Source organism: Alteromonas sp. KUL150 (assembly GCF_009811475.1).
Lineage (GTDB): Bacteria > Pseudomonadota > Gammaproteobacteria > Enterobacterales > Alteromonadaceae > Alteromonas > Alteromonas gracilis.
Genome location: NZ_BLIJ01000012.1, coordinates 1 through 13,460, shown reverse-complemented (window position 1 = coordinate 13,460; position 13,460 = coordinate 1). Strand labels below are relative to the sequence as shown.

The 13,460-nt window shown below is 43.2% G+C and carries 12 protein-coding genes; 6 read left to right on the top strand and 6 right to left on the bottom strand.

Going from position 1 to position 13,460, the window contains the following annotated elements; genetic code table 11:
- The 4 genes from GVO62_RS02315 to GVO62_RS02300 all read right to left on the bottom strand — a co-directional run.
- Window positions 1-2,669, bottom strand: a 2,669-nt coding sequence (locus GVO62_RS02315) for a FimV/HubP family polar landmark protein (protein WP_308469229.1), incomplete at its 3' end; no start/stop codon positions are given.
- Window positions 2,670-3,118: 449 nt separating this feature from the next.
- Complete coding sequence (locus GVO62_RS02310) at window positions 3,119-4,135, bottom strand: aspartate-semialdehyde dehydrogenase (RefSeq protein WP_159117568.1); 1,017 nt, start codon at window positions 4,133-4,135, stop codon at window positions 3,119-3,121.
- A 29-nt stretch (window positions 4,136-4,164) separates the two neighbouring features.
- The gene (locus GVO62_RS02305) at window positions 4,165-5,373 is read right to left on the bottom strand and encodes a 4-phosphoerythronate dehydrogenase (RefSeq protein WP_159117567.1); all 1,209 of its coding nucleotides are present in this window, start codon (window positions 5,371-5,373) and stop codon (window positions 4,165-4,167) included.
- 206 nt (window positions 5,374-5,579) lie between these two features.
- Window positions 5,580-6,335, bottom strand: a complete 756-nt coding sequence (locus GVO62_RS02300) for a class II aldolase/adducin family protein (RefSeq protein ID WP_159117566.1) — start codon at window positions 6,333-6,335, stop codon at window positions 5,580-5,582.
- Window positions 6,336-6,514: 179 nt separating this feature from the next.
- On the opposite strand from GVO62_RS02300, the gene GVO62_RS02295 reads away from it, so the two are divergent.
- The 5 genes from GVO62_RS02295 (at window position 6,515) to GVO62_RS02275 (ending at window position 10,689) form a co-directional block, all read left to right on the top strand.
- Window positions 6,515-7,204: a Crp/Fnr family transcriptional regulator gene (locus GVO62_RS02295; RefSeq protein WP_159117565.1), complete on the top strand. Its 690-nt coding sequence runs from the start codon at window positions 6,515-6,517 to the stop codon at window positions 7,202-7,204.
- 81 nt (window positions 7,205-7,285) lie between these two features.
- A complete protein-coding gene (locus GVO62_RS02290; RefSeq protein WP_159117564.1) occupies window positions 7,286-8,194 on the top strand; it encodes an alpha/beta fold hydrolase in 909 nt (302 codons plus the stop codon).
- A 432-nt stretch (window positions 8,195-8,626) separates the two neighbouring features.
- Complete coding sequence (locus tag GVO62_RS02285) at window positions 8,627-9,433, top strand: YHYH protein (RefSeq protein ID WP_159117563.1); 807 nt, start codon at window positions 8,627-8,629, stop codon at window positions 9,431-9,433.
- Window positions 9,420-10,040 carry a toxin-antitoxin system YwqK family antitoxin gene (locus GVO62_RS02280; RefSeq protein ID WP_201282639.1) on the top strand — a complete coding sequence of 207 codons (621 nt, stop codon included), beginning with the start codon at window positions 9,420-9,422 and terminating at the stop codon, window positions 10,038-10,040. The genes GVO62_RS02285 and GVO62_RS02280 overlap by 14 nt, the downstream gene beginning before the upstream one ends.
- Window positions 10,021-10,689, top strand: a complete 669-nt coding sequence (locus GVO62_RS02275) for an SCO family protein (RefSeq protein ID WP_159117562.1) — start codon at window positions 10,021-10,023, stop codon at window positions 10,687-10,689. The genes GVO62_RS02280 and GVO62_RS02275 overlap by 20 nt, the downstream gene beginning before the upstream one ends.
- Before the next feature lie 80 nt (window positions 10,690-10,769).
- On the opposite strand, the gene GVO62_RS02270 is transcribed toward GVO62_RS02275, so the two are convergent.
- Together GVO62_RS02270 and GVO62_RS02265 are read right to left on the bottom strand one after the other, a co-directional pair.
- Window positions 10,770-11,453 carry a response regulator gene (locus tag GVO62_RS02270; protein WP_159117561.1) on the bottom strand — a complete coding sequence of 228 codons (684 nt, stop codon included), beginning with the start codon at window positions 11,451-11,453 and terminating at the stop codon, window positions 10,770-10,772.
- A complete protein-coding gene (locus tag GVO62_RS02265) occupies window positions 11,450-12,970 on the bottom strand; it encodes an ATP-binding protein (protein ID WP_159117560.1) in 1,521 nt (506 codons plus the stop codon). Before GVO62_RS02265 ends, GVO62_RS02270 begins: the two co-directional genes overlap by 4 nt.
- A gap of 109 nt (window positions 12,971-13,079) precedes the next feature.
- Here GVO62_RS02265 and GVO62_RS02260 point away from each other — a divergent pair, with 109 nt between their 5' ends.
- Window positions 13,080-13,361 carry a hypothetical protein gene (locus tag GVO62_RS02260; RefSeq protein WP_159117559.1) on the top strand — a complete coding sequence of 94 codons (282 nt, stop codon included), beginning with the start codon at window positions 13,080-13,082 and terminating at the stop codon, window positions 13,359-13,361.
- Window positions 13,362-13,460: the final 99 nt, after the last annotated feature.

Below are 13,460 nucleotides of genomic sequence, written 5' to 3'. Positions count from 1 at the left end.
GCAGGCTCTTGCTCTGCTTCCGTTCCAAACTCACTCTCTGATTCTGCTTCAGGGGTAACTTCTGGTACTTCCTCAACATCGAGCTCTGTTTCTGGCTCTATCTCAGCTTCGCTCGATAGCTCGTTTTCATTGGCAGCCGCTATTTCTGACTCAGCCTCGGGCTCAAACTCTAGTTCAGGTTCTGGCAGTGAATCCACCTCGGCTTCAAGCTCAGGCTCTTCTTCGATTTTAGTTCCAAGGTCAACTTCAGGCTCTGTGTCAGAGGTAAGCTCTGGTTCTTCCATCTCAGAACCAAGTTCTGATTCCGGCTCTGATAAGTCTTCATCTCCCGACTCGATTTCTGCCTCTAATTCAGACAGTAACTCGTCGGTTAACTGCTCTACGTCACTACTGCTTTTCGACTCTTCAGCTTCCAATTCAGCAAGTAGCTCGTCGGTTAAAGGATCACTGAAATCGTCTTCCTCTTCCTCGTCGACTCCATCAGAAATATCGTTATTCGTGTCTTCAAGGGAATCGGCCTCCGGACTAACTACAGGCTCACCTTCAAGCTCAGCTTCAAGCTCGGCGAGTAACTCGTCAGTGAAAGGGTCATCAAAATCTTCGTCATCATCGGGTTCAGCTACAGATTCAGGTGAAGTATCGTCGTCTTCAAAATCGCTGTCGTCGTTCTCTTGTTCTGATTGTAATTCCGCTATAAGCTCGTCAGAGAGGGGATCGCTGAAGTCCGAATCAACCTCAATCTCTTCTTCAAGCAAATCGTCTAAATCATCGGTTATGGCGTCAAGGCTTTGAATTGACTGAGGTGACGGCGCTGATGTTGTTATTTCATCTTCAAAGTCATCATCATCATCTTCTTCTTCGCCTAATCCACCCATCATTTCTATTTGTTCAATCTCGTTGAGCAGATCGTCGGTGATTTTATCGATTTCTTTGTTTTGCTGATTAATCTCGTCATCGAGCTTACTCAACATGTCTTCATTAATGAGTTCATCGTTACTGTCTAACTCATCGGTAAGACCGGCATCAACACCATGCTCTTCCAACAAATCATCAATGCTAATCTCGGGCTTTTCGTCCTCATCCTCTATAGTAGGGAGCGAGGGTGAGATTTCATTTGGCTCAGCGTCATCAGTAAGCTCTTCAACAGAACTGGCAAGCAACGCGTCTATGTCGTCCTCATCAACATTTTCAGATTCAGAGGTACCATTAACCTCGTTTAAGATATCGTCAGGGTTAATTTCCTCTGACTCATCTATCTCAGCTTTGCTTTCCTCATCAGTGCCTTGACTTTGGACATTATCAAGTAAATCATCAATATCGAAATCATCATCGTCACCTGCGTTTTCAGCACTCGCTGAATCTGAGGCCTGCTCGCTATCGCTATCACCACTCTCTTCAAAAACATCGTCGTCGCCCGATAAGTCGAAACCTTCCAGATCATCCGCGTCATTTTCGTTTAGCACCTTGTCTGATAAGTCATCGTCATCAAACAAACTGTCAAGCTCACTTTGGTCAAGCTCATCATCACCAGCTTCAAACAAATCGTCATCATTGTCTGGCACTAGCATATCGTCTTCTAGGTCTGCAAAGGACTCAAGCTCGTCATCTAAGCTCTCTTCTAAGTCGGAGGTGAGTACATCGTCTAGAAGGTCATCGTCATTGAATAAGTCGTCGTCAGATAATTCTGCTTTTTCATCTAAATCTGGCGCTAGAGCACTTGAAAGGTCGCCGATATCAGCATCAGGTACAGGTATATCATCATCATTAGCCGTTATTGTGGGTCCAGCTGATGGCGCCTCTTCAGGTTTGCTGTTGCGTTTAAGCAACCACATGATCAAACCGCCAACGAGTAGCAACGACAAAAATGCAGAGCCAATAATAAGACTCAGTGGGCTTGTTAACGTGGTCAAGAACGATGATTGCTTTTCTGCTTCACGCTGAGCTTGCTCAGCCTTGATCATATCTAGCAACTCTTGCTGAAGCGCTACTTGCATATCAAGCTGTGCTTTTACGTCACCTTCAACCTGCCCTCTTAACGTTTCTAGCTCGCCATTAACTGCTTCAACGCGTTCATACAAACGTCTATTTTCATTAAGAATGGCTTCTACATTTTCAAGAGATGCAGCAAACTGCATGCGCAGTTCATCAAACTGACGATTTTGCTCCTGATCTAAACGGGTGATCTTTTGTTCAATGTCGGTTTGAGTCTGGGTGAGGTCTTGCTGGTTAACTAACGGAGAAGCCGGTTTGATGTTCCTTACGCTGCTACCAGGCTTGTTAAGCATTTCAGCAAATGCTCTTTCGTCCTGCTCAGCGCGCATTTGGGCTTTTTGCTTATCAATTCTTGCAATGTAGCGCTCTGAAGGAAGCTTAAGCACCGCGCCATCGACCAATAGATTTAAATTACCGTTTTCAAATGCGTTAGGATTGAGCTCGTAGATGGCTGTCATAACCTGATATACACTCAGATTATTATTTTGACGGTAGCGTTCCGCTATTCGCCAAAGTGTGTCGTTGGCGTCAATAGGGCCGTATTCCAGCCCGGAAAACTGATCGGTAGCGTCCTTTGGACCTTTTAAGAAGGTAGCGCGTTCTTGTGCATCTACTGTAGTTACAGGGCAAGACAAACAAAGTGTGAGTAAAAGTAAGCCCGTCAAATGCAATTTCATAGCAATCCTATATGCCCTCAAGCGTCTTGACCACCCGTATGTTTGGGCGGATTTTCTAGCCAATCAGTACGGAAGAAAACATTGGCTTTTATTTTTATTCTAAAGCTACCTTGAAACCATCTCGCCAAGCTAGCGTTTTGCAGTTATTGCGACCTTAGCAGTAAGATTTATTTGCGCTTTTTTAGTGTTCTTACATTTTGTCTAAGTGTCTGACTGACGATTGTTTTTAACGTTAATTTATTCCTAACCTTACAAACTATAAACCAGTTATGAAGGGTGATCTAGTTAGACAGAAGTATTGCTCTGTAACAATGTTTAAATTTTCCCAATTCATTGTCGTTTTGTTACGTCAAAATCCGACCTTTCGTTAACTATCGGCAAGCACAGAAAAATGTTTACCTTTTCCTGTGCTTATCCGATTAACCAGAGGCGAAGCCTCTATGAAACATTTATAAGTAATCGCGAATAAGTGTTTCAGCAATTTGAATGCTGTTTGTTGCTGCACCTTTGCGAATATTGTCAGACACAACCCACAGGTTTAAACCACAAGGGTGAGTAATGTCATTTCTAATCCGCCCTACATGAACAATGTCATTGCCGCTAGCACTGCTAACTTGCGTTGGGAATTGCTCATTGCCGTCGTAAACTGTTACGCCTGGCGCATCGGCTAAAAGCTCTTTAACATGCTGCGCATCTATTGGCGAACGCGTTTCTAAGTGAATGGCCTCTGCATGTCCGTAGAACACAGGTACGCGCACTGCAGTGGCGTTTACCAAAATGCTTTCGTCACCCATAATCTTTTGGGTTTCCCACAGCATTTTCATTTCTTCTTTGGTGTAATCGTTGTCTTGGAAAACGTCGATTTGAGGAATAACGTTAAAGGCAATTTGGCGACTAAATGATTCTGGCTTTACTTCACGTGCGTTTAGCAAACCTGCGGTTTGTTTAGCCAGTTCTTCCATGGCTTCTTTACCTGCACCAGACACTGATTGGTAGGTACATACGTTAATACGGTCAATGCCAACGGCATCTTGAATAGGTTTAAGTGCAACCAACATTTGAATGGTTGAGCAATTTGGGTTCGCAATAATGTTTCTATTGCGAAACTCTGCCAGTGCATGGGCGTTAACTTCTGGCACTACAAGTGGGATATCTGGCTCGTAACGAAACTCTGAAGTATTGTCGATTACAATGCAGCCTTCTTCTGCAGCTAGCGGAGCAAATTTTGCTGAGATACTTCCACCGGCTGAGAAAAAACCTAATTGCACTAATGACCAGTCGAAATCATCAGCATCTAATACTTCAATGTCTTCGCCTTTAAACGACACGGTACTACCTGCTGAACGTTTACTGGCAAGCGGATACAAACGGTTTACCGGAAAGTCTCGCTCTTCTAATAGTTCAATCATGGTTTGGCCCACTAAACCTGTGGCGCCAAGTACCGCTACGTCAAACGCTTGCGACATAATGCTTTATGCTCCTAATAAGAAAATATCTAAACCAGACTAACGGAAAAGCCTAGTTTGGTGAATGTGTTTTGAATTTGTTTGCTGGTGTTCTTTGGCAATTGTAACGTATAGGCGCTGCACTCGCGACGAACTCTGTATTGCTTGCGCAGTGCAGAAAACGTATTCGCAATGTGCCTATCTGGCATTTCATCATGGCCTGACGTTAACGCAAACGCGTTTCGCGTTATTTCATCGTCAATGGCTACGTCATACACGTGATGAAACACAGTAATTAGATCATCAACCGACAATCGCGATGCCTCTGGCGATGCTAACTCAGCGTTTATTGGGTTGGTCTTATCTAAAAAGTCGCTGAGCGCTTTATCTGGTGCTGTACCTACTACCTCACAAATTTGCTCGTAAATCATTTGTGTACCGCGCACTTTGCCTTCTACAGAATGACCCGCAATATGTGGCGTAACGAACCAAACGTGGTCAAATAACCCTGTGTTTATAGCAGGTTCGTTATCGAACACATCAAGCACCACAGTTGGCGCCTGTTCTTGTTGAAGTAAGTTAAGTAGTGCCTCTTCATCTATAACCTCGCCACGGCATGCATTGATAAGCAGCTGGTCAGGTGTTAATGCTTCAAGAAAAGTTTGGTCGATCATCTGATAAGTGGGATAGTCGCCGCCTTTAATGAAAGGCGCATGAAGCGAGACAACGTCGCACGTTGCAATTTGTGCTAAATCTACAAACGACTGACCGTTGTGCTGTGTTTTACCAGTACTTGCTAACGCTTGCTGTAACGGAGGGTCGTACAAGCAGTGTTTAACGCCAATTGCCGTTAAAATTTTTGATAGTGCAGTTCCTACATTGCCAGCACCCACTATTCCCACTGTCGCATTGTATAAATCAAGCTTTTGAGCTTTTTGGGCGTGCAGCAAAACACTGAGTACATACTCGGCCACCGCGACGGCATTACAGCCCGCTGCGCTGCTATGTGCAATACCCATGCTGTCCAAATGCGCTTTATCTAAATGATTAGTGCCCGCCGTTGCCGTGGTAACAAATTTAACCTTGTTAGCGCTTTTCAGCAGTTCAGGAGTAACCTTAGTAGTAGAACGCAGTGCAAGAATATCTACATCGCGCAGCATTTCAGGCACAAGAGATTGCCAAGCATAGGTTTCAACATCACCTACGCTGTTGAGGTAATCTGTGCCAAAAGGAATGGTATCTTCAAGAAGTATTTTCATGGCGCTAAGTGTACCTTAACTTAGGCTTTTAGTAACCCAGCGCCATTGATTTATCTTGTCTGTAATTTGTTTGATTTACGTCATTTAATACAGGTTTGGCCGCAACATTTAAGAGACGCCCGAAGTTCATACAATCTTTTAAAACGGGAACTCTAAAAGCAATAGCGCTTAAGCTCGTGATATTAGATAACGTTAACTTTAAATAGTTACTTGTCGTATCCAGGGAAGCGACGCTCAACACGACGTTTAATACCTGGCCATGCAAGGGAACCACCCGCCTGTTTGGTAACTTGATCGGCCTGTGTTCGAATGCCATCTAGAATTGCTGAATGAATTGGAATAAGCGGTTTGCCTGTGGCCTGCGCTTTTAACTGAATTTCACAGGCGCGCTGCATAATAAACATAAACAAAAAGGCATCTGGAATATTATCAGCACAGGTTAAAAGCCCATGGTTACGCAAAATCATAAACTGGGTATCACCCAGGTCGCGCACTAATCGTGCTTTTTCGTCAGGATTTAACGCCACGCCTTCGTAAGCATGATAAGAAAGTGATGCCAGCGGAAAAAGCGATTGCTGCGAGTATGGCTGTAACCCGTCCTCTAAAATGGAAACCGCTACGCCCTCTGCTGTATGCAAATGCAACACGCACTTTGCATCGTCTCGAGCCTCATGAACGGCGCTATGAATAGTAAAACCTGCTGGGTTTATGTCGTATTCACTTTCCATTACTTTATTACCGTGAAGATCTACTTTAACCAAACTAGACGCAGTAACTTCATCAAACATCAAACCATAAGGGTTAATCAAAAAATGATGGTCAGGCCCCGGCACACGCGCTGAGATGTGAGTAAAAATAAGATCGTCCCAACCATACATTGCAACCGCACGATAACATGCGGCAAGATCAACGCGGGTTTGCCATTCTTCATTGCTAACCTTCGACTTTACTGAATCTGTCATAGCTTTTCTCTTTCAATATATAAAATGATTTGATTAGGGTCTGGGTATCAGCCTCTTATTGAAGGCTCGATACTTCGCGCGCTTCAAAGAAACTTCCATTTAATTTTCCTTACCGTCTACATTACTCGTCCCAGCTGCTATACACTGTCGGATATACGACATTGTAAGAAATTTGTTAAATGGAAAAATTTAAACCAGTTCTGGCTAGCTCTACGTGGTTTAGCGCGATCCCTTCTTATTTACAGGAAGCTATGTTCGAAAAGATGCGCCTTAAGCATTTAAAAGCAGGGCAGCAATTGCATGCCAAGGGAGAAGATGGCGTAGGTTTCTACGGGGTATGCGAAGGTCGTTTAAGAGTTGTCACTGTGGGCGTAGATGGTCGAGAAATGCTATTTGCGCTACTGGGCCCCGGCACCTGGTTTGGTGAGATATCGATGTTTGACGACCTCCCTCGCACTCACGACAACTTCTGTGAGACAAATTGCACCGTGGCGATTATTCAAAAGAACGCGTTTAAAGCACTGCTTGAGCAGTTTCCTGAACTCTACCCGCATTTTACTCGCCTTTTATGCACGCGAGTACGCAGCGCTTTTCAGTTTATTGACTCAAGCGCAGGGCTTAGCCTTAAGCTCCAGCTGGTAAAACGGCTTTTAATGCTTACCACCAGTTACGGTCAGCATTTGCCCAAACACAACGCGATTACGCTAACCCTTTCGCAAGAGTCTTTAGCGCAAATGATAAATAGCAGTAGGCAAACGGTGAACCAGTTATTAGGTGAGCTTGAATGTGAAGGCTTGCTGCAACGGCATTACGGGAAAATCACTATTCCCGAGCCAGATACCTTGTTTAGTCGTTATCAGTTTATTTAACCGAAATAACTAGCTGAATTGCTAAAGGACTTGTGGAATATTAATAAAGTCGTGGAAATGCAAAGAAAAGGAAAGTTCGCGTTGAAAATTTTATCTGCCAGCATAGTCATGCTTTTATTTGTTGGTTTTGTTTATCAGTCATATTCAAGCTATGTCGACTCCACCTCTTTTGACAAGCGTGGAGAAATGATAGACGTCGGTGGCTACAGTCTTTATGTCGAGGATTCTGAAACAGGGAAAGTTACCGTTATTTTTGATGCTGGTATGGGTGATGACTCATCAGTCTGGAACAAAGTAGCAGCGGAAGTCTCACAGTTTTCCAGAGTCATTACCTATGACAGAGCTGGCCTTGGATGGAGTGAAGAAAGCCCGCGCAAAAGAGACAGTAAAACTATTGTTGCAGAACTTCACTCGGTTCTAGAAAAGAAAGACATTACTGGACCAATTATCCTTGTAGGCCATTCATTTGGCGGGGTAAACATGCAACGCTATGCCCTCACCTTTCCCGAATATATAGCCGCTTTGGTATTAGTAGACTCTGCCCATGAAGATCAGATAGATGAGATGCCTCAAACGAATTCTCTTCAAAAATACCTTTTCAAATTTGGAATGTGGGCAGCCCCTGTCGGTATTCCCAGATTGTATCTTTCCAACACTAATCCAGAAGAAAAAGCCAAAAAAAGTACAACCAAGCATCAATATACTAGCTTAGATGAAGCCGAATACTTTCCAAGAAGCCTTAGTGAATTAAATGAATTAACACCTAACTATGGCGATATGCCTTTGGTGGTTATTGCGCGAAATAAAGTGTCTTCTGAAATCGATAATACAAAAACCAGATATTTGGTATGGGCGACCTTGCAGGAAGACATTGCCACTCGCTCTATCAATAGCACAATTATTTTTTCAGGAGCGCGTCAGCATTCCATTCACAAAATGCAGCCTGAAATTGTTATTGAAGCTATTCAAACGTTAGTTAAAAAGCTTTAAGTAATACTAGAATTCCGCTGTGGTATGCCTTGTAGTTATTTTCCGAAAACCTAGTAATGACACAGTAGCCCTTTACTAATTTTAGGATGAGCTTACGGTTTTACTCAGTTAAATATGGACTTGTACGTGACGCTCTGTGTTGAGCAGTGCAACTTCGTTTCCGTCTTTAAGGTCTGCTTAAAACAAGAAGCCGCAGGTCATTATGTCTATAGGCGGTCCTAGAATGAGAGCTTTACCGCAGAACGCAGGGCCTTTTCGCGCGGCACTCCTATTGTGACTAGGAAAAAATGGGGGCGTTAGCGCCAAGAATATCTATTGTCTTTCCTTATTTTCTACACAGATTCTGCACATTGTTTTTATAAAGTTACATCACAATTTAGACATAAGTGGGTTGTTTTCAATAGCGGCTCACATTTTGAAGGTCGAACCTTGATGAATACATTTTATAAGCTTGCAAGTTTAGCCGTATTAAGCGCTTTTTTCATAACGGCTTGTGGAGGAAGCGACGCTGAAACGAGTACTGAGACTTTACCAATTGATGACTCACCGGTCGATGACTCGACTCCAAATGAAACACCGCTGGCCATGTTGCCAGATGCGTATTTAATGTTTAACTCAGACAGCGTGACGGCAGTTATTGATGGTGCAAATATCATTATAGAGTCAACTGGTTTACCTGATCACACTTCACCCTATTGGTCACCAGACCACCCCTTGTATGTAGCACCCGTTGTAACCACGTTGGATAGATTAGTGCCAGGACATATTGATGATTTTATTGGCACTTACACGTTAATAGTGCCAGGCATACCTGACAATGCAACTAGTCCTACTGCGACAGGGCTTGGTCCAATTGGTATCGCAGTGAGCGGCGCGCCGATATACAACGATGAGGAAGGCGCAGGTCGAGCGCTTGATTCAGCAATTGAAGGCTTAGATTATAATGGTGCTCATACTGGACCACAAAGTTATCACTATCATTTAGAGCCACTGGCCATTTCAGATGACGATGAGAACCTAATAGGTGTTATTGCTGATGGTTTTTTCTTGTTTGGCAGAAAGTGCAATTCAACGGGTACGTATCCAACAAATTTGGATGCCTCTGGAGGCCATGTCGAAATAACGCAACATCATACAGAGCCGACCTACCACTATCATGTCCAAAATGATTTGTTCTTGAACGCTTATTACATTTTGTTTCCCGGCGATTACCAAGGCACGCCAAGTGCAGTTCAGTAAATGGGCTCTATTGGGAGTGACAATACTGGGGGGCGTATTGATTTCTGCCTCCATTTTCAATGCTGAGAGGCTTAAAAAACTAACTCAAAACGATGTTTTAGTGGTGCCTAAAAGCAGTATCACTACGAGTAAGAAAACAGGTTTGGCGTTCTACGCGCAAACGCTTTTTACGGGCCATATTGTCGAATATTATCCGCCACAAAGCGTTGATGGCGACCCTCAGTTAAAAAGCAAATCTCGCTATGAAAATGGTATTAAACATGGCGACAGCATGCAATGGTATCCAAGCGGGATGTTAGGGTTTATTGCTTACTACAAGAAGGGAAAGCCTCACGGCCCACACATTAGCGTGTGGGCAAACGGTAATTTACGCGCAATCGCTATGTATGAAAACGGAAAAATTCAGGGATTGGCAAGACAATGGTACGTGTCAGGTGAAAAATTTAAACGCATGAATTATGTCGATGGTATGGAAGTCGGATTGCAACAAGCTTGGCGCACGAATGGCAAGCTGTATGTGAATTATGAAAACGTTAATGACCGAATATTCGGTATGAAAAAAACCAATCTATGCTTTGGATTAGATAATGAAGAACTTATTTTATAGTGTTACCAAACCTGCCCTGCTACTCAGCATAGCGGCATTTACTTTCGCCTCACAGGCACAAGAGAGCGCAGCAGATAAAGCACCCTTACCTTTTTACAAAAGTGCTGAATTTACGCCTTATTGGTTAGTTCCCAACAGCGATGAGGCTCATGATTTTCACCGAGTATCAGACTTTTCATTCACCAACCAAGCTGGCGAAACAGTAACTAATGCAACATTTGAAGACAAGGTGTATGTCGCTAATTTCTTTTTCACAACATGTCCGGGTATTTGCCCGAAGATGCGTTCAAGCATATTCAAAGTACAAGACCACTTTGAAGACAATGAACAAGTAGGCATCATTTCATATTCAATCCAGCCCGAAACTGACACGGTCGAAGTGTTAAAGAAGTATGCAGAAGAACATAACATCATTGACGGGAAATGGCATTTAGTGACAGGCGATAGGGACGATATCTATCAATTGGCCAGAGAAGATTATTTTGCCAATGAAGATATGGGCGAATACATGGAAAACGAAGACTTTTTACATACAGAGAACTTATTGCTAATTGATAAAAATAGACATATTCGCGGTGTTTACAATGGATTGAACAAAACGTCTATTCAGCACCTTTGGAACGACATTAACGTATTATTGAAAGAATAACTCTCGATAGCCTTACCTCTTGTCATCAAAGCTTCATCGTATTCTTACAAGCGGGGCTGGTACCAACCATCCCCTTTATTTCACTCTACTTTATAGCCGATACCATAAACTGAATGCAGGCATGATTCTTGGTCGTTTAAGTTAAGTTTTGCTCGTAAGTTTTTCATATGGCTATCAACCGTTCGATGACTAACAATACGATCATCGGTGTAGCATTTCGTCATTAGCATAGTGCGGTCGAAAACCTTGCCTGGATGTTGAAGCATAGCGCCTAACAACCTAAATTCCACAGGGGTGAGTTCGATGGAGTGCCCATCTCGAACGCAACTGAAATTTTCGATGTTCAGCGCTATATTTTTGTACGCAATCACATTAGGAATAGTAGTGTTGTGATGCATTGATGTACGGCGCAGGATACCTTCCACTCGAGCCACTACTTCTCTGGCAGAGAATGGCTTGCAGACATAGTCATCTGCACCAAACCCTAACCCCATTAAACGATCAATTTCTTCTATTTTTGCTGTAAGCATAAGGATGGGCACCTGAGAAACCTCTCGAAGTGCTTTACATATCTGAAGACCATCCTTGTTTGGCAACATTACATCCAAAATCACAAAGTCAGGTTGCTGGTTTAATATACTCTCCAACGCTTGTCCTCCATCATGTAATACAGAGGTTTTGAAATTTGCTAAAGACAAGTTGTCGACAAGAATTTGAGCGATTTTTGGCTCATCTTCAACGATAAAAACATGCTGTTGATTCACATTCTGCTTCCTTTTATCGGTAATGAGACCGTGATAGCAATACCGCCTAGCACACTGGGTTTGGCGTAGATTGTTCCATGATGGGCGTGTACGATATTTCTGCAAATGGTAAGCCCAAGCCCCGCCCCGCTGGTAAACCTAGTGCGCGCGGCATCTTGTCGCTGTAAGGGTTCAAAGAGTTGTTCGCATTCTGCTTCAGAGACGGTAGGTGCCGAGTCAGAAAAAGTGATGATAAGAGTATCACTGCGTACTTCAAGTTGGATACGTAATGCTCCAATAGGATCGGTATATTGGAGACTGTTGTTCAATAAATTCAAAAACAACTGCTCCACCCTTTGCTGATCCGCATAAATACTGACGCCGACATTTTTCGCACTTTTGATTAGGTTAGTGATACTCAGCGAAATATCTTTGTTGGCAAATTCTAGCGTTTTCTTCGCCACAACAGTTTCTAATAAAGGAACTATATCAATATGAGTCATTTGATATCGAAGTGCCCCTGTATCTGACACCGACAACTGATAAAGATCTTCGACCAGACGGGTTAATCTCTTTACCTCATCTTCTAACGAACTTAAATTCTTTTGGTCGAAAGGACGCACACCTGATTTGATTAGATCAATTTCGCCGACAAGAACGGTTAATGGGGTTCTTAGTTCATGGGAAATATCGGCAATCCACCTACTTTTTGCACGCTTAGTGCTGTTCAAGGTTTGTGACAATGATTCTATATCTGTCATCAACTGACCTAACTCGTCTTTACGGTGATGAGACAGGTTAAGGTCGCAGTCCCCGGAACGCAGTTTTGCGACACTTTGCAAAACCGTTTGAATCGGATCTAGCAGTAATTTTGAAAGAAAATATGCCAATAGAATAGCAAGTAATAAACATTCTCCGCCAACACTAGCACTCCACATTAATTGTTGCTGAGAAAACTCACCAGCGATATGTGAGTCATCGAGTTTTGAATGGTAACTGCGCAAAATGCCAATGGGTTGCGAGTTAAATTCAATAACGACGTCTGTAATCGTGGTATTTTTTTTTGACCCAGAAATAGGTAACGGAGCATTGAAGAGTAACGTATGCTCCGTATCAAGTAATGTAGTGTGCACGAGAGCGTTTGGAGGCCGATTGAATCGCTCCAATTCTTTATCAAACGCAGGAGCTGCTGTTTGTTTAGGAGGCGCGTGTAAGGGAGCTGGACCCCTGCGTTGATGAGGTGGAGGATTTCGGAAGCCATCATCAGAGCGACTCAACAGCCGAACTATTTCGAAAGGGGGAGCACGCGACCAGTCCTCATCATACTCTACATAAATATCGACGAGATTGGCAGCTACACTTTCCAGTCGTTGTTTTTCCAGTGCATTAATGAAGTCGGCGAAACCTTGGTCGAATCCCCAACGAGCAAGTGACAGCGTAGCAAACAACACCAACGTGGTAAGTCCTAGAAACGACAGAAATAATTTTTGTGATATGTTCATTGACATCAGTATATGTAGTTTTAACGGTTTTATCACCGTCTCATCTGCATCTACGGCACTTCTTCACATGGACTGCACTATTTCTGCACATTTAAACTCTACATTTATAGAGTTGATATTGACTTTCACTACTGAGGATTAATCCATGCATATTCAATTACGTAAAATAACCTGGCGAGCTTTTGCGGTAATATTTATAACGATTATATTGAATGCGGTAAGTCACGCCCAAGATGACCGCAGAAAAGGACCGCCTCCTGAGGCCAAAGAGGCTTGTGCTAACAAATCTGAAGGCGATGCGGTAACGTTTGAGTCAAGAAGAGGCGGCGCCATTGACGCGAATTGCCAATTAATAGAAGACGAGTTGGTCGCGGTGCCTGAAAATCATAGAACAAACCGCGAACGTAAAGAGCAACGCGATAACTAGTGAATTAGGCGCGCCTATTCGGGCAATGAATGGCCAGAAATAATCGCGTAGTTATTGGTGCTATAATTTGCTTTTACGTAAGGCTTTAGTTCTTTTTCC

Excerpts from the sequence above, each read along its gene's own strand:
- GVO62_RS02310 (WP_159117568.1), bottom strand. The coding sequence starts at position 4,135 with ATGTCGCAAGCGTTTGACGTAGCGGTACTTGGCGCCACAGGTTTAGTG.
- GVO62_RS02305 (WP_159117567.1), bottom strand. The coding sequence starts at position 5,373 with ATGAAAATACTTCTTGAAGATACCATTCCTTTTGGCACAGATTACCTC.
- GVO62_RS02300 (WP_159117566.1), bottom strand. The coding sequence starts at position 6,335 with ATGACAGATTCAGTAAAGTCGAAGGTTAGCAATGAAGAATGGCAAACC.
- GVO62_RS02295 (WP_159117565.1), top strand. The coding sequence starts at position 6,515 with ATGGAAAAATTTAAACCAGTTCTGGCTAGCTCTACGTGGTTTAGCGCG.
- GVO62_RS02285 (WP_159117563.1), top strand. The coding sequence starts at position 8,627 with ATGAATACATTTTATAAGCTTGCAAGTTTAGCCGTATTAAGCGCTTTT.
- GVO62_RS02275 (WP_159117562.1), top strand. The coding sequence starts at position 10,021 with ATGAAGAACTTATTTTATAGTGTTACCAAACCTGCCCTGCTACTCAGC.
- GVO62_RS02260 (WP_159117559.1), top strand. The coding sequence starts at position 13,080 with ATGCATATTCAATTACGTAAAATAACCTGGCGAGCTTTTGCGGTAATA.